Annotated in this window: 12 protein-coding genes; 6 read left to right on the top strand and 6 right to left on the bottom strand. The window is 72.9% G+C overall.

The annotated features are described in order from the left end of the window. The first annotated feature begins 705 nt into the window (after positions 1–705). The 3 genes from AB0C33_RS21165 (at position 706) to AB0C33_RS21155 (ending at position 5,949) form a co-directional block, all read left to right on the top strand. The gene (locus AB0C33_RS21165; RefSeq protein WP_358290420.1) at positions 706–3,018 is read left to right on the top strand and encodes a sodium-translocating pyrophosphatase; all 2,313 of its coding nucleotides are present in this window, start codon (positions 706–708) and stop codon (positions 3,016–3,018) included. Between the two features lie 294 nt (positions 3,019–3,312). Beyond that, positions 3,313–3,780, top strand: coding sequence for a histidine phosphatase family protein (locus AB0C33_RS21160; RefSeq protein WP_358290417.1), 468 nt, complete (start codon positions 3,313–3,315; stop codon positions 3,778–3,780). Between the two features lie 15 nt (positions 3,781–3,795). Continuing rightward, positions 3,796–5,949, top strand: a complete 2,154-nt coding sequence (locus AB0C33_RS21155; protein ID WP_358290414.1) for an FUSC family protein — start codon at positions 3,796–3,798, stop codon at positions 5,947–5,949. On the opposite strand, the gene serB is transcribed toward AB0C33_RS21155, so the two are convergent. The 4 genes from serB to AB0C33_RS21135 all read right to left on the bottom strand — a co-directional run bounded on the left by serB (position 5,939) and on the right by AB0C33_RS21135 (position 9,580). Continuing rightward, positions 5,939–7,156, bottom strand: a complete 1,218-nt coding sequence (serB, locus tag AB0C33_RS21150) for a phosphoserine phosphatase SerB (RefSeq protein ID WP_352357394.1) — start codon at positions 7,154–7,156, stop codon at positions 5,939–5,941. The two genes, AB0C33_RS21155 and serB, sit on opposite strands and share 11 nt — an antisense overlap. A 79-nt stretch (positions 7,157–7,235) precedes the next feature. Continuing rightward, positions 7,236–7,820 (bottom strand): hypothetical protein, encoded by a 585-nt coding sequence (locus tag AB0C33_RS21145; protein WP_358290411.1) that lies wholly within the window; start codon positions 7,818–7,820, stop codon positions 7,236–7,238. Between the two features lie 96 nt (positions 7,821–7,916). Next, positions 7,917–8,927, bottom strand: coding sequence for an S-adenosylmethionine:tRNA ribosyltransferase-isomerase (locus AB0C33_RS21140; protein WP_358290408.1), 1,011 nt, complete (start codon positions 8,925–8,927; stop codon positions 7,917–7,919). Next, positions 8,924–9,580 (bottom strand): SDR family oxidoreductase, encoded by a 657-nt coding sequence (locus AB0C33_RS21135; protein WP_358290405.1) that lies wholly within the window; start codon positions 9,578–9,580, stop codon positions 8,924–8,926. Before AB0C33_RS21135 ends, AB0C33_RS21140 begins: the two co-directional genes overlap by 4 nt. Positions 9,581–9,692: 112 nt before the next feature. Here AB0C33_RS21135 and AB0C33_RS21130 point away from each other — a divergent pair, with 112 nt between their 5' ends. Continuing rightward, complete coding sequence (locus AB0C33_RS21130; RefSeq protein WP_358290403.1) at positions 9,693–10,811, top strand: GAF domain-containing sensor histidine kinase; 1,119 nt, start codon at positions 9,693–9,695, stop codon at positions 10,809–10,811. Continuing rightward, the gene (locus AB0C33_RS21125; protein ID WP_352357384.1) at positions 10,808–11,431 is read left to right on the top strand and encodes a response regulator transcription factor; all 624 of its coding nucleotides are present in this window, start codon (positions 10,808–10,810) and stop codon (positions 11,429–11,431) included. Before AB0C33_RS21130 ends, AB0C33_RS21125 begins: the two co-directional genes overlap by 4 nt. An 8-nt stretch (positions 11,432–11,439) precedes the next feature. On the opposite strand, the gene AB0C33_RS21120 is transcribed toward AB0C33_RS21125, so the two are convergent. Then, positions 11,440–12,096 carry a hypothetical protein gene (locus AB0C33_RS21120; RefSeq protein WP_358290400.1) on the bottom strand — a complete coding sequence of 219 codons (657 nt, stop codon included), beginning with the start codon at positions 12,094–12,096 and terminating at the stop codon, positions 11,440–11,442. Positions 12,097–12,265: 169 nt separating this feature from the next. Between AB0C33_RS21120 and AB0C33_RS21115 the strand changes: the two genes are divergently transcribed. Next, positions 12,266–14,974 (top strand): serine/threonine-protein kinase, encoded by a 2,709-nt coding sequence (locus AB0C33_RS21115; protein ID WP_358290397.1) that lies wholly within the window; start codon positions 12,266–12,268, stop codon positions 14,972–14,974. A 5-nt stretch (positions 14,975–14,979) separates the two neighbouring features. On the opposite strand, the gene AB0C33_RS21110 is transcribed toward AB0C33_RS21115, so the two are convergent. Beyond that, complete coding sequence (locus AB0C33_RS21110; RefSeq protein WP_358290394.1) at positions 14,980–15,696, bottom strand: hypothetical protein; 717 nt, start codon at positions 15,694–15,696, stop codon at positions 14,980–14,982. Between the last annotated feature and the right edge of the window lie 4 nt (positions 15,697–15,700).

Here is a 15,700-nt window from a genome sequence, read left to right as displayed (position 1 = left end):
GGTGGGCCGTGTCGCGGGAGGCGCGGCGGCCGGGCAGCTCCGGCGGGCCATGTCATCGGGCTGCGTCGATCGGGTGTCCCTGCGAGGCCGTGTCATCGGCCGCGTTGGCCGGGACGTGTCCTGGCGGGTTGTGTCATCGGGCCGCGTCGGCCAGGGCGCGTTCGGCGGGCTGTGTTGCTGGGCGCGTCCGTCGGTCGTGGTGCCCCGCCGCATCTCGCGGAGGTAGCAGGGAGGTGGCGCGCGGAGGTAGCGGGGAGGTGGCACCCGGCGGTCGCGGCCGGCGGTCGCGCCTGGAGGTGGTGCCAAGCGGTGCTGCCAAGCGGTGGTGGTGAGGCTCGGATGGCCGGTGGGGGTGTCGGTGCGGGTGGGTGGTGGGGTGGGTCGGCGTGTCGTGGGGATTAAATCTGGGTTTCGGGCGGTCCGATTTGTGGGGTTGTCATGCCCGTAAACCTGAGGAAATTTCGCCTGTCAGATCTCAAACCGGCCCGCTGTCAGGGGATTACTGAACGCCCGCGCAAATAGCCGCCCCGAGAGCCTTCATATCCGTTCAGTGCCTGCGTAGACTCCCGGCACCGGCCAAGGTGATCCGGCGGAACCGCGGATTCAACCGGAAGCGGCACCCACAACCCGGATGGTGCCGCACCCGCCCGCCGAGAAATCCGCAGCACCGTTCGGGCAGGACGACCGGTCTTGCCGAGGAGAACGATGAGCAGGCACATGCTGGCATTGGCGCCAGCGCCCAATCTGTCCCTGAGCGGTAACAATCTCACCATCGTGATCGTGGTCGCCGCGGTCGCGCTGATCGCGCTAGCCGTCGCCGGCGGCCTCGTACGCGAGGTGCTGTCCGCCGGCCAGGGCACCGAACGCATGCAGAACATCGCGCGAGCCGTGCAGGAAGGCGCGGCTGCCTATCTCACGCGCCAATTCCGCACACTGGCGGTCTTCGTGATCGTCATTCCCTTCCTGTTGCTCTTGCTGCCGGGCGAAATGGACGTACGCGTCGGTCGCTCGATCTTCTTCGTGGTCGGTGCGGTGTTCTCCGCATTGACCGGATTCATGGGCATGTGGTTGGCGGTGCGCGGAAACGTGCGTGTCGCCGCCGCGGCCAACGAGTCGGGCGAAAAGCGCGCCATGCGCGTCGCCTTCCGCACCGGCGGCGTCGCCGGCATGTTCACCGTCGGCCTCGGGCTGCTCGGTGCGGCCGTGGTCGTCTTCATCTACCAGGGCGAGGCGCCCCACGTTCTCGAAGGCTTCGGGTTCGGGGCGGCGCTGCTGGCGATGTTCATGCGAGTCGGCGGCGGCATCTTCACCAAGGCCGCCGACGTCGGCGCCGACCTGGTGGGCAAGGTCGAGCAGGGCATCCCCGAGGACGACCCGCGCAACGCCGCGACGATCGCCGACAACGTCGGTGACAACGTCGGCGACTGCGCGGGCATGGCGGCCGACCTGTTCGAGTCGTACGCGGTCATGCTGGTCGCCAGCCTCATCCTGGGCAAGGTGGCCTTCGGCGAGCAGGGCCTGATCTTCCCGCTGATCGTGCCCATGATCGGCGTGCTGACGGCGATCATCGGCATCTTCGTCACGGGGCTGCGCGACCGCGACCGCAGCGGCATGGCGGCGATCAACCGCAGCTTCTTCATCTCGGCCGGGATCTCGGCGGTGCTGGTCGCCGCGGCGGCCTTCTGGTATCTGCCCAGCAGCTTCGGCGCCCTGTCGGGCTCGACCGTCACCTCCGACGCCGACCCGCGCCTGATCGCGGTGGGCGCGGTGCTGATCGGCCTGGTCCTGGCCAGCGCGATCCAGCTGCTGACCGGCTACTTCACCGAGACCAACCGCCGTCCGGTGCGCGAGATCGGCGAGAGCTCGGCCACCGGGCCGGCCACCGTCATCCTCGCCGGCATCAGCGTCGGCCTGGAGTCGGCCGTCTACTCGGCGCTGATCATCGGCGGCGCGGTCTACGGGGCGTTCCTGCTCGGGTTCGGGAACGTCACGATCGCGCTGTTCGCGGTGGCCCTGGCCGGCACCGGCCTGCTGACCACGGTCGGCGTCATCGTCTCCATGGACACCTTCGGCCCGGTCTCCGACAACGCCCAGGGCATCGCCGAGATGTCCGGCGACGTCGAGGGCGAGGGTGCGCGGGTGCTCACCAGCCTCGACGCCGTCGGCAACACCACCAAGGCCATCACCAAGGGCATCGCCATCGCCACGGCCGTGCTGGCGGCGACGGCGTTGTTCGGCGCGTTCCGCACGGCGGTGGAGGACCAGCTCTCCAAGGCCGGCCAGGACATCAAGGCGGCGCTGGGCGCCTTCTCCACCTTCAGCCTCAGCATCGACCAGCCGAACGTGCTGGTGGGGCTGATCGTCGGCGCCGCGGTGGTGTTCCTGTTCTCCGGCCTGGCGATCTCTGCGGTCGGCCGCGCGGCCATGCGGGTGGTCTTCGAGGTACGCGACCAGTTCCGCAACAAGCCGGGCATCATGGACGGCACCGAGAAGCCCGAGTACGGCCGCGTCGTGGACATCTGCACCCGCGACTCGCTCCGCGAGCTGGCCACGCCCGGCCTGCTGGCGGTGATGACCCCGATCGCGGTCGGGTTCGCGCTCGGCTACGCGCCGCTCGGCGCGTTCCTGGCCGGCGCGATCGCCTGCGGCACCCTGATGGCCGTCTTCCTGGCCAACTCCGGTGGCGCCTGGGACAACGCCAAGAAGCTGGTCGAGGACGGGCACCATGGCGGCAAGGGCTCCGAGGCCCACGCCGCCACGGTCATCGGCGACACGGTCGGCGACCCGTTCAAGGACACCGCGGGCCCGGCCATCAACCCGCTGATCAAGGTGATGAACCTGGTGGCGCTGCTGGTCGCGCCGGCCGTCGTCCTGTACGCGGGCAACGCCGCGCTGCGGATCGGCATCACGGTGGTGGCGGTGGCGGTGGTCGTGGCGGCCATCGTCATCTCCAAGCGCAGGTCGGTGACGAGCGAGCCGGCCAACAACGACCGCGAGCACGAGCCCGTGGCCTCGTAACGACCGATCGACGAGACGCCCGTCCCGGCCAGGGGCGGGCGTCTTCGCATGCGGGTGGGTGGCGCGGGGACGGCGGGGGCGCGGTGGGAAACTGGGCGGGTGGAAGAGGACAACCGGCCCTCGGGCGGGAAGACGCTGGGCCTGATCCTGCTGGCGATGCTGGTCATCCTGGGCGTGATCATCGGGCTCGGGATCTGGGCGTCGAAGGGCTGACGTGCCAGATGATGACGTGCCGGGTGATGACGTGCCAGATGATGACGTGTCGAGAGGATGACGTGCCGAGGTGATGACGTGATGCGGACCCTGATACTGCTCCGCCATGCCAAGGCCGCGCAGGTGCCCGGTCTGGCCGACCGCGAACGTCCGCTGACCGAGCGCGGTGAGCGGGACGCCGGCCGGGCCGGCGACGAGATCAGGGCGGCCGGGCTGAGCCCCGACGCGGTGCTCTGCTCGCCGGCGCTGCGGACCAGGCGCACCGCCGAGCTGGCCTTCCCCGGCATGGAGATCAGCTACGAACGCGACATCTACCAGGCCTATCCCGAAGAACTGCTCGAACTGCTCCGCAGGACCGACCCTGAGCTGGGCACGGTCGTGTTGTGCGGGCACAATCCCGCGGTGCACGAGCTGGCCCTGCAACTGGGCGGCGGCGACTACGGCTTCCGGCCGGGGGCGTTCGCGGTGATCCAGGTGCAGGCGGCGTGGGTAGACCTGTGGCCGGGGGAGGGACGCCTGGTCACGCACTGGGATCCCAAGGAGCACTGACCGGGGACGACGCCTATGCGGGGGGCCGCCAGAGCGCTGCGTGACGGCTTCTCGCTGCCCGCGCGCCCGCCCTGGGGGTACGGGCTGCTGTGCGGGCTCGCGGTGGCCGGGCCGCTGCTGGCCGGGGTGCTGGCGGGCCGGCCGCAGTCGGGGGCGTTCCTGGCCCTGGGGGCGTATCTGACGGCGTTCGGGGACATGTACGGGCAGCCGTACGCGGCGCGGGCGCGGTCCATGGCCATCAAGATCGTGCTGATCGCGGGCGGGTGCTGGCTGGGCCTGTACCTGGCGGATCGGCCCTGGTGGGCGGTGCTGGCGCTCGGAGCGGTCGCCGCGGCGGGCGGCCGGTGGCGCACGGTCGGGACGCCGCCCGCGTTCGCCCTGGTCACCGGGTTCTACCTGGCGGTGCCCGCGGGGTTCGGGCCGCCCGAGCTGATGGTGCTCGGCGGCCTCCTGTACGCCGTGCCCGCCCTGGCCCTGTGGCCGTTGCGCCGGTTCGACCCGTTGGCGACGGCGCTGGGCGAGGCCGTCCGGGGCGTGGCCGGGCTGCTCGACGGGCTCGCCGGCGACGACTGGGACGACCGCAGGGAACGCGCGTCCAAGGCCCTGGAGACGGCGGCCACGGCGTCGGCGTCGTTCGAGAGCATGGACGCGGCCGGCCGGTCCGCCGACGCGTACGTCGAGGCGCTGGTCCGGATCTTCCACGAGACGGTGGCGCTGCGCGCCCTGCGCGCTGCCGCCCCGGACGAGCAGGACGGGATCGACGACGTGGCCACGACGCTGGCCGCGGACCTGCGGGAGGCCGCGGACGGGCGGCGGGCCGGGGTGGTGGAGGCGCTGGCCGTCACCGCCGACTACGCCGAGCGCCTGGGCGCGCGCGAGCCGGGCGCCGACCCGGCGGCGCTGCGCAGCGGCGCGGTGCTCGGGCAGGCCCGGCGCTGCCTGGACCGGATCGCGGTGGGGGTGCGCACGGTCGGCCTCCTGGCCGCCCGGCACGTGCCCCCGGCCGGCCGCGGGCTGCTGCCCGGGTTGCCGGGAAAGCCTGCGGCGGGGCGCGGGCTGCTGGCGGGGTTGCCGGAAGAGCCTGCGGCGGGCCGCGGGCTGCTGCCCGGGAAGCCTGCGGCGGGGCGCCGGCTGTTCGCGCGGCTGCCGTGGAAGCCGCCGCCGGGCGGTTCGGGGCCTGAGCACGCCGGGCGGCTGGGGCTCACCGCCGCCGTGGCGATGGCGCTGATGCTGGGGGTGCACGAGCAGTACGGCAAATGGTTCGTGTTCACCGTGCTGCTGGCGGTGCGGCCCACCTACGGGGACACCGTCGAGCGGGTGGTGCTGCGGGTGGCCGGCACCGTGGCGGGGGCCGCGGCGGCGGCGCTGATCCTGGCGGCGGTGCCGGGGCCGTACACGATCGTGGGGACGGTGCTGGTGTTCGGCACGCTCGGGTTCGCCCTGCGCGAGGTCAGCTACGGCTACTGGTCGATCTTCGCGACGCCGCTGGCCATGATGCTCACCGACTTCTCGACCCGGCTCGACTGGGAGGCGGCGGGGATCAGGCTGGCGCTCACCGCGGGCGGCGGCGTGCTGGCGCTGGCGGCGGCCCGGCTGCTGTGGCCGCGCGGCCAGGCGGGACGGCTGCGCGGCCTGGCCGCCGAGCTGCTGCGCGAGCACGCCTGCCTCGTCCGCGCGCTGGCCGAAGGCGACCTGGACCGGCTGCCCGACCGTACGGAATCGGCCGGGACGGCGGCCGACCGGCTGCGCGAGTCGCTGGACAAGCTGGACAAGGAGCCGGGCGGCAGGGCGCCGGCCGAGCTGCGGGCCGCGCTGACGCTGGCCAGGAAGCTCAGGGACGACGCGATCCTGCTCGGCGCCGTGCTGCGCGGGGCCGAGCCCGGCTCGGACGCCACCGCCGGCGTGCTCGACGCGGTGGCCGACCGGCTGGACGCCGTGGGGCAGGCCGTACGGGAGCGCGAGCCGCCGCCCGCCGCCGACGCGTTCGAGGCGCAGCTCGACGAGGTGGCGCGGGAGGTCAGCTCGCTGATGGAGGAGGCGGCGGCGGGCGAGGGCACGGCCGTGCGCAGGCGGCTGCGGCACGCGGTGACCGCCCACCCGGCGCTCAGGTCGCTCTGCAAGGACGCGCTCGACCTGGCCGCCGAGGTCACCGCCCGGTTCAGGACGTGAGCACGCCGTCCTCGGCGTCGGCGGCCTCGACCTCGTCCCTGGAGATGCCCAGGAGGTAGAGGATCGAGTCGAGGTAGGGCGTGTTGACCGCGGTGTCGGCCGCCTGCCGGACGACGGGCTTGGCGTTGAAGGCGATGCCCAGCCCGGCCGCGGCGATCATGTCGAGGTCGTTGGCGCCGTCGCCGATGGCCACCGTCTGGGAGATGGGCAGCCTGGCCTCCCTGGCGAACCGCTCCAGCGCGCGGGCCTTGCCCGGCCGGTCGACGATCTCGCCGACGACCCGCCCGGTGAGCTTGCCGTCGATGACCTCCAGGACGTTCGCCGCCGAGTAGTCGATGCCCAACTCCTCGACCAGGGCGTCGGTGATCTGGGTGAAGCCGCCGCTGACGATGGCGAAGCGGTAGTCGAGGCGCTTGAGCGTACGGACGAGGGTGCGGGCGCCGGGGGTGAGCACGACCTCCTGGCGCACCTGCTCGAACACCTCGGCCGGCAGCCCTTCGAGCAGCGCGACGCGGCGGCGCAGCGACTCGGCGAAGTCGAGCTCGCCGCGCATGGCCTGCTCGGTGACCCGGGCGACCTCGTCCAGGCAGCCGGCGTGCGCGGCCAGCAGCTCGATGACCTCGCCCTGGATGAGGGTGGAGTCGACGTCCATGACGATGAGCCGCTTGGCCCGGCGGGACAGGCCGGTGCGCTGGACGGCGACGTCGACCTCCTGGGCGGCGGCCTCGGCGGCCAGCTCGACGCGCAGGGCGGTCGGGTTGGCGCCGGAGACCGACAGCTCGATGCAGGTGACGGGCCACTGGGCGAGGCGTTCGATGCGGTCGATGTTGGCGCCGGCGGCGGCGATGCGGCCGGCGATGCCCGCGATGGCGGCGGGCTGGAGGGTGGCGCCCAGCACGCTGACCGACAGGCGGCCGCGGCGGCGCTGTTCCTTGGCCTGGGAGCCGGTGGAGAGCTCGACCTCCATCCCGAGGTCTTCGGCCACCCGTTCGACGGCGGTCCACATCGCGCCGAGGGTGGTGCCCGTGCCGGTGGACGGGCCGCCGGCGTACGCGACGAGCACGCCGAGCGTGAGTCTGCCGCGGATGACGACCTGTTCGATGTCCGCGACCGTCACCGGGAACCCGGACAGCACGGAGAAGAGCCTGGAGGTGACACCGGGCCGGTCGGGGCCGGTCAGGGTGATCAGGAGGGTGCGCTGGTCCACATCCAGCCACGGTACTGCGCCCGGTCCGGTGCCCGCGCAGCAGGCTCGCCATTCGGACACGGGCGCAGCGGCCGCGGGACTAGCGGACGATCTTCGTCTTGGCGGTCTTGGCGTAGCCGTGCTCAGGGATGCCGAGGCGCTCGAGCTCTTCCTGGGCCAGGGACCACGTGCCCTTCTCCTGGTCCCACATGCCCTGCTGGACGTCGTAGGTGACCACGCCGAGGGTCGCCTTCTGCGTGCCCGTGGCGCTCTTCTTCAGCTTGGCGTAGAAGTCGAGGCGAACCCAGTCGTCCTTCTCCAGGACGTAGGGGACGCTGCAGTACAGGGCGCGGCCGTCGAGGGCGCAGACGGTGCCCTTGGGGGCGCGGTAGCTGATCTTCCGGAGGTCCACGCCCTTCGGGAACTGGCCGCCGACGAACCAGGCGTCGGCCGAGTACGGGCCGGTGTTGGTCGCCTGGAGGCTGTACTTGATCAGGCCGCCGGCCTTGGCCGTCTTGGACGCCTTCAACTTGATGTCGAAGACCGCGAAGGGGGCGTCGGCGGCCTTGGCGGCCGTGGCGGTGTGGGCGGCGGTGGTCGTCGTGGCGGACGCGGGCACCGCCGGGACAATCAGCGCACCGGCCAGCAAAGCCAGCGAGGCGACCTTAGTGAGGGAGTTGCGCATCAACGTCTCCGGAGAGGAAGTGGCACGGGGACGCGCTTGAACAAGCCCCCGTAAATGTCGGCTGTTCCTATCACGAGGGCAAAATGTGTGTAAAGCTTATTTATCCAGAATCAGGTGCGTGTCGCCGAACTCGTGCCACAGATATCCCTTCCGCAGCGCCTCTTCGTACGCGCGGGCCAGCGCCCTCTCGCCGGCGATCGCCGTCAGCATGAGCAGGTGGCTGGAGCGAGGTTCGTGCAGGCCGGTGATGAGCCCGGTGACCGCCCGTACCCCGGTGGCCGGGGTGACGACGTGGCCGGTCCAGCCGGAGGCGGCGCCGACCAGGCCGTCCGGGCCCACGGCGGTCTCCAGGGCGCGCACGACGGTCGTCCCCGCGGCGATCACCCGGCCGCCGTTCCGCCGGGTCAGGTTGACCAGCCGGGCGGTGGCGGCGGGCACCTCGTACCGCTCGGCGTAGGGCCGCTCGTCCTTCTCCGGCGAGGCCACGCCGGTGTGCAGCGTGACGGGCGCGATCGTCACGCCCCGCGAGACCAGCGCGGTGACCAGCTCGGAGGTGAACGGCCGGGCCGCGCTCGGCATCTCCGCGCTGCCCGGCACGGTGGCGAACACCGTCTGGTAGGCGTCGATGGGCCAGTCGGCCGGCACGTACGAGTAGCGGATCGGCCGGCCGTGCTCGCGCAGGTACGGCAGCACGTCCCGGTCCAGTCGCGCCCGCCACAGCCGCGGCGTCTCCCGTTCGATCAGCCGCAGCGTGGCCCGGCCGGGCAGCGGCAGCCACTCGCCCGGCTCGCCGCCCCCGTACGGCTCGGACGCCTTGGCCGTCCTGCGGCGCAGCTCGACCAGCCAGGTGCCGTCCTCGCGGGCGGTGGAGAAATGCACCGCGAGCCGGTCGAGCCGGACCGCCGCGGGCAGCGTCGCCGAGTTGTTGACCACGATCAGGTCGCCGGGGTCGAGCAGTCCGGGCAGGTCGCCGAACCGGTGGTGGGCGGGCTCGGCCTCGCCGCGCGAGACCATCAGGCGCACCGCGTCCCTGGCCAGCCCGCGCGCCTCGGGTGGCTCGTGGGCCGACAGGTCGTCGGGCAGCGCGAAGTCCAGCAGCGCCGTCATTGCAGGCTCACCTTCCCGCCGGCCGGCCGGGACGTGACCAGGTCGCGCAGCGCCGCGGCCACCTTGGCGGGGTCGGTGGCCGACGACGCCTCCTCCGCCCCGACGGCGTCGGCGAGCATGCGGGTGTTCATCTCGCCGGGATCGGCCCACCAGACCCGCAGGCCGGGCTCCTCGGCGGCCAGCACGTTCGACAGCTGCTCCAGGGCGGCCTTGGTCGCGCCGTAGCCGCCCCAGCCCGCGTAGGCGCCGGTGGCGGCGTCGGAGGTGATGTTGACCACGGCTCCGCCGGCCGCGCGCAGGGCGGGCAGCGTGGCCTGGATGAGCGCGAGCGGCGCGGTCACGTTCGTCTCCAGCAGGACCCGGAACGCCTCCAGCGGGTAGCCCGCCAGCGGCGGCAGCGGGGTCACCCCGAGGTCACTGGCGTTGTTGACCAGGAGGTCCAGCTGGGGCACGGCCCGTCCCAGCCGCGCGATGTGCTCGGGGTCGGTCACGTCGCCGGGGATCGCGGTGGCGCCCAGCTCGTCGGCGATCCGGCGCAGCTCGTCGGCGCCGCGGGCGGTGAGCACGAGGTTCCAGCCCGCCTCCGACAGGGACCTCGCCAGGGCGAGGCCGAGGCCGCGGGAGGCGCCGGTGATGAGAGCGGTGTTCGTCATGACATCGACGCTAGGATCGGCGCGCCGCGCCGGCATCGGGCGCAGGGCCCGCTCCCGCCTGGGCACATCGTCCTAGGACTTCGCCCCTGGAGCGGGACCCTAGAGTGGGTCCGTGAGCTCATCGGACCGGGACGAGATCCTGCAGGCGGTGAGTTCCGCCGTGCTCGCGGTCACCCGCCATCTGTCGGTCCGTGAGGTGCTCCAGGTCATCGTACGGTCGGCGCAGCGCCTCCTCGACGCCCGCTACGCCGCGCTCGGCGTGCCCGACGACGACGGCTCGTTCGCCGAGTTCGTCGCCGAGGGCCTCACCGACAAGCAGTGGGAGGCCATCGGCCCGCTGCCCAGGCAGCACGGCATGCTCGGCGCGATGCTCCGCGAAGGCACCCCGGCCCGGCTGCCCGACCTGCGGGAGGACCCGCGGTTCGAGTGGTGGCCGAAGGCGCACCCGGTGATGAAGGACTTCCTCGGCGTGCCCATCCGCGACGCCGACCAGGTGATCGGCATCATCTTCCTGGCCAACAAGCGCACCCCCGGCGGGTTCACGCAGGAGGACCAGGAGCTGCTGACGCTGTTCGCCGCGCACGCCGCCATCGCGCTCACCAACGCCCGGCTCTACGAGCGCGGGCGCGAGCTGGCCATGCTGGAGGAGCGCAACCGGGTGGCCCGCGAGCTGCACGACGCGGTCACCCAGAAGCTGTTCTCGCTCCGCCTGACCGCCCAGGCCGCCGCCACCATGCTGGACAAGGCCCCCGAGAAGGCGCACGCCGAGCTCGAACGCGTCCAGCGGCTGGCCGGGGAGGCGCTGTCGGAGCTGCGCGCGGTGATCGTCGAGCTGCGCCCGGCCGAGCTCGACCGCCACGGGCTCGCCGAGACGTTGCGCAAGCACGTGCGCATGCTCGACCGGCTCCACCCCTCGCTGGTCACCTTCGAGTGCGACGAGCTGCCGCCGCTCGACTCGGCGGTGGAGGTGGCCGTGCTGCGGGTGGCCCAGGAGGCGCTGCACAACGCGCTCAGGCACTCCGGGGCCTCGCGGGTGTCCGTGCGTCTGGTCCTCGACGGGGGGACGCTGGCGCTGACCGTCCACGACGACGGCGACGGCTTCGAGCAGGGGGAGTCGCACGGCCTCGGCCTGGTGTCGATGCGCGACCGGGCGGAGTCGGTCGGCGGGGCGATGACGGTCTCCTCGGCCCCCGGCCAGGGGACCACCGTACGCGTGGAGGTGGGCGTGTGATCCGGGTGCTGATCGCCGACGATCATCCGGTGGTCCGGCAGGGGCTGCGGACGTTCCTCGACCTGCAGGACGACATCACCGTCGTCGGCGAGGCGGCCGACGGCGCGCAGGCTGTCGAGCTGGTCGGCGAGCTGACGCCCGACGTGCTGCTGCTCGACCTGAAGATGCCGGTGCTCGACGGGCTGGGCGCGCTGGAGCGGCTGGCCGGCTCGGCCACGCGGGTGGTGGTGCTGACGTCCGTGAGCGACCGGTCCGACGTGGGCCCGGCGATGCGGGCGGGGGCCGCGGGCTTCCTCTACAAGGACGTCGATCCGTCCGCGCTGGTCCAGGCCGTGCGGGCGGTGCACAACGGTCAGGTGCTGCTCGCGCCGGAGGCGGCCGAGGCGATGTTGTCCGCCCCGGCGCCGGTGGCCGCCGTGCCGGGGCCGGCGCCGCTGACCGAGCGCGAGCGCGAGGTGCTCGCCCTGATCGCGGCCGGGCGGTCCAACAGGGAGATCGCGCGCAGCCTCGCCGTCGCGGAGAAGACGGTCAAGACCCATGTGTCGAATGTGCTGATGAAGCTGGGCGTCCAGGACCGGACCCAGGCCGCGCTGTACGCCGTGCGGCACGGCCTGGCCTGATCAGCCGGTCAGGTGTCCTTCTTCTGATTGGACTCCTCGTGGCTGGCCGGCGGGTTGTACTCCTTGACGGGCGGCGGCGGCGTCCAGTGCTTGGTGGGCTTGCGCGGCGGGACCACGATCTTGGTCTTGGCCGTCCTGAGCCAGGAGTAGCCCTTGATGCCGAGGCGCTTGAGCTCTTCCTTGTCGATGTTCTCCATGCCCTGGTCGACGTCGTACGCGATGACGCCGAGCTTGGCGACGGCCACGCCCCTGGTGCCCTTCTTCAGGGTGACCTGGAAGTTCAGCCAGTCCGTCTTGCCCTTCGGCAGGACGAATTTGCCCCAGCACCAGAACCAGCGGCCCTCCCAGGTGCACTTCGTGCCCTTCGACGCCCCCCAGCGCAGCGTGGGCACCACGCCCTTGGGCACCTGTCCGCCGATCCAGTAATAGTCGGCGTAGTACGGCCCCAGATTCTTCGCTTTGAGGTAGTAAGTTATCTTTCCGCCGCTTCTGGTGCGGTTGTTGTACTTAACGGAGATCTTGAAGTTCGAGAACGGCTTGGCCCTGGCAGCGACGGCCGGCGTCGTCGTGGTTGTCGCGGTAGTCGTGGCCTCTGCCTGGGCCGGGGCCACCAACGGCACGGCGGCCAGGCCGCTGACTAAGAACAGGCTGAAGCTCTTGCGCATGTGACGGCTCCCCGTACGGTGCTGGAAATCCCCGATCTTCTCCGTGATTATTGCGTAGGGCAAATTTTTCGCAAAGAGCGATGATCTTTCGTGACTTGGGATGGCTTGCGGGCTTTTCGCATGGTTCATCACGCTTCGATCGGGGGTCTCAGCGCAAGGGGAGGACCAGGTGCCGGAGACGCACCCATTACAGCCCGGCGATCCGCGATCTCTGGGCGCCTACCGGCTGCTGGAGCGCCTCGGCAAGGGGGCCCAGGGGGTCGTCTTCAAGGCGGCGGGGCCCGACGGGCGGCTTGTCGCGATCAAGCTGCTGAACACGCTGCTCGACCGGCCCGGACTCGACGGGGAGCGGTTCCTGCGTGAGGTCGCCGCCGCGCGCCGGGTCGCCCAGTTCTGCACCGCGCAGGTGCTGGGGGCCAACCTGGACGGCGAGCAGCCGTACATCGTGAGCGAGCTGGTCGACGGGGTGTCGCTCCAGGTCGTGGTGCAGCGGGAGGGGCCGCGCCAGGGCGGGGCGCTGTACCGGCTGGCCGTCGGCACCGTCACCGCGCTGGCCGCCATCCACCGGGCCGGGATCGTCCACAGGGACTTCAAGCCGAGCAACGTGCTGCTGGGGCCCGACGGGCCGCGCGTGATCGACTTCGGCATCGCCAGGGCGCTGGACTCGGCGATGACGATCAGCAGCGGGGTGGTCGGGACGCCGGCGTACATGTCGCCCGAGCAGATCTCGGGCGAGCGGGTGGGGCCCGCCGGCGACATGTTCAGCTGGGCGCTCACCATGCTGTACGCCGCCACCGGGCGGCCCGCGTTCGGCCAGGACAGCCTGCCCGCGGTCATCTACCGGGTGATGAACGAGGAGCCGGACCTGTCGGCGCTGCCCGGCGAGCTGCGGCCGTTGGTGCAGGCGTGCCTGAGCAAGCGCGCCGAGGACCGGCCCACGGCGGCGGACGCGCTGTTCGCCCTGCTGGAGAACCAGGGGGCGGCGGCCCAGCGGGACGCCGAGGTCGCCCTCAACACCGGCTCCCAGCTCGCCGCCGACCACCCCCACCCCGCCGCCGACGGCCCCGGCCCTTCGGTCCCGCCGCCTTCGGGTCCTCTCCCTTCGGGTTCCCGGCCCTCGGGCGCCGGGCCGTCCGGGCCCGCGCCCGCCGGCGGGGTGAGGGATCCGGGGCCGGTAGGGGCTCGGGGGCCGCAGGGGGCGCCCGCGCCGACCGGGTGGGCCAATCCGTCCGGGGCGTCCTACACCCCGCCGCCGCCCGCCGCCCGCCCGGCGGTCCAGGGCCCACCTGCGGCGGGCGGGGCCGGGCGAGGACCGGCCGGTCCGGGGGCACCGTCCAGAGGGCCTGGGGCGGGTGGGGCCGGGGGAGGGCCGCCCGGTCCGGGGGCGCCGTTCGGAGGGGCTGGGGCTGGGGGAGGGGCGGCCGGTCCCGGGGCGCCGTTCGGAGGGGCTGGGGCGGGCGGCGGGCAGGAGGGGGTCACGCGATACGTCCGGCAGGCGCCCGCAGGACCCTACGGGCAGCCGCCGCGGTTTCCGCCGCCGTACCCCATGGGGTCGCGGCAGGCGCCGGCCGGGAGCGGCAACGACGCGTTCTTCCGGCACGCCCCCGCCGTCGAGCCGCCCGGTGAGGTCAGGGCCAGGCGCAGGCGCGCGATCATGGTGTCCAGCGCGCTCGCCGTGGCGCTCGCGCTGGCCGGCGGGGTGCTGTTCCTGGGGCCGAGGATGTTCGGCCCGGAAAACCCGCCGAGCCCGGGCGCGGCGGCCGAGGCCACCACGTCTCTGGCCCCGAGCCCCGCTCTGCCCACCGCCCGGCCCACGGCGACGCTGCCCGCCACCGCCACCCCGCCGTCCACGCCGGTCCCGAGTCCCACCGTCACCCCCGTGCCCACACAGACGGTCCCGCCGCCGCAGGCCGTCGCCGCCATCGGCAAGCAGGACGGCAAGTCGCTCAAGGGCCACACCAAGGGCGTCCAGACGGTCTCCGCCCTGTCCCTGGGCGACGGCAGGACCTGGCTGGTGTCCGGTGGCCAGGACGGCCGCGTCCGCCTGTGGGACCTGGGCAGGCACAAGCCGCTGGCCACCATGAGGGGCCACAGCGAGGAGGTGTACGCCGTGGCCGCCGTCATGATGGGCAAGACCCCCATGGCGGTGTCCGGGGGCTACGACGGCAGCGTCCGCCTGTGGAACCTCAAGACGCACAAGGGCAAGGTCCTCGGCTGGCACGGTGACGCCGTCTACTCGGTCGCGCTGACCAAGGCGGGCGGCAAGTGGATCGCCGTGACCGGGGACGCCAACGGCTGGCTGCGCTTCTGGGACCTGAAGAGGCGCAAGGCCACCGGCAGGGCCGTCAAGGCCCACCGCACGTCCGTGAACTGGCTCAACGCCACCCACCTCGGCGACCGCGCGATCGTCGTCTCGGCAGGCGAGGACGCGACCCTGCGCCTGTGGGACGTGGCCCGCCACAAGCCGTACGGAAAGGCGTACAAGGGGCACGCGAAGGGCGTGTACGCGGTGGCCACCGGCAGGCTCGGAGACAGGACGGTGGTCGCGTCCGGCGGCAAGGACCGGAAGATCCGGATCTGGGACCCGAAGACCGGCAAGACCATCGGCTCGCCCCTGTCGGGTCACAAGAAGATCATCTACTCCTTGTCCTTCGGCACGCTGGGCGGCCGCCCGGTCCTGCTGTCCGGCTCGACCGACGGGACCATCCGGCTCTGGGACCCCGACACGCACAAGCCTCTGGGCAAACCGGTCAAGGCCCACAAGCGCGGCGTGTACGCGGTCGGGATCGTCCCCTCGGACGGCGGCCCGGTCGTCGTGTCGGCCGGCAAGGACAAGGTCATCCGCGTCTGGAAGCCGAAGGAGGAGGCCGGGTCCTGAGCCGCCTACGAGTGGTGTACCGGCTCGAAGATGGCGTGATGGGCGGCCACCAGGGCGCGGCGGACGGCCCGGTCGAGCTCCCGCAGGGCCGTGGCCCTGGCCGCGACCTGCGTCGAGGTGAGCCCGCGGTCGTCGGCCAGGACGAGGACGGCGGCCAGCCGGGTGGCCAGCGTGGAGACGCGGTGGGCGCGGGCCGGGTAGCCGGGGGCCAGCTCGCCGCCGCGCCCGGGCCGGTCGGGCCGGGCCTGGGCCGGGCCTTCGACGCCGGTCAGCGCCTCGGTGGCGGCGCGCATGGCCGACGACAGCTCGTGCTCGGCCTCGGCCAGCGAGGGCAGGTCCTGGCGTACGGGCCCGGCGTCGTGCACCTCCAGGCGGGTCCCCACGTACGAGGAGCCGCGCCGGTCGGGGACGGGCACCAGGCCGAGCCGCCGGTCGCGCAGCACGGCGACCGCGGCCTGCCCGGCGTCGACGGCGGAGGAGTTGAACGTCGCCGGCCCGGACAGCCCGAGCGGGTCGCCGGGCGCGGGAAGGGCGAGCCGGAACTCGTGCAGGCCGTCGGACCGCAGGTTTGCGAGGTATTTACGCAGCGGCACGTCACCGGCGACGACGGGCCCCGCGACGGCTTCCACGTGGTCAGCCGCCTCGTCGAGGCCGACGTGACCGGAGAGCCACGCGTTGCCCCAGGCGACGAGCGAGGGACAGACAGGTGATTCAGGGTGCACCGAT

The organism is Nonomuraea sp. NPDC048881, assembly GCF_040649795.1.
Taxonomy (GTDB): Bacteria; Actinomycetota; Actinomycetes; order Streptosporangiales; family Streptosporangiaceae; genus Nonomuraea.
The sequence above is the reverse complement of the archived record's forward strand: the minus strand, read 5'-3'. Positions and strand labels throughout refer to the sequence as shown.

Coding starts and splice junctions, on each gene's coding strand:
- AB0C33_RS21145 (WP_358290411.1), bottom strand. CDS start 7,820: ATGCGCAACTCCCTCACTAAGGTCGCCTCGCTGGCTTTGCTGGCCGGT.
- AB0C33_RS21120 (WP_358290400.1), bottom strand. CDS start 12,096: ATGCGCAAGAGCTTCAGCCTGTTCTTAGTCAGCGGCCTGGCCGCCGTG.
- AB0C33_RS21155 (WP_358290414.1), top strand. CDS start 3,796: ATGCGGGGGGCCGCCAGAGCGCTGCGTGACGGCTTCTCGCTGCCCGCG.
- AB0C33_RS21160 (WP_358290417.1), top strand. CDS start 3,313: ATGCGGACCCTGATACTGCTCCGCCATGCCAAGGCCGCGCAGGTGCCC.
- AB0C33_RS21135 (WP_358290405.1), bottom strand. CDS start 9,580: ATGACGAACACCGCTCTCATCACCGGCGCCTCCCGCGGCCTCGGCCTC.
- AB0C33_RS21140 (WP_358290408.1), bottom strand. CDS start 8,927: ATGACGGCGCTGCTGGACTTCGCGCTGCCCGACGACCTGTCGGCCCAC.
- AB0C33_RS21165 (WP_358290420.1), top strand. CDS start 706: ATGAGCAGGCACATGCTGGCATTGGCGCCAGCGCCCAATCTGTCCCTG.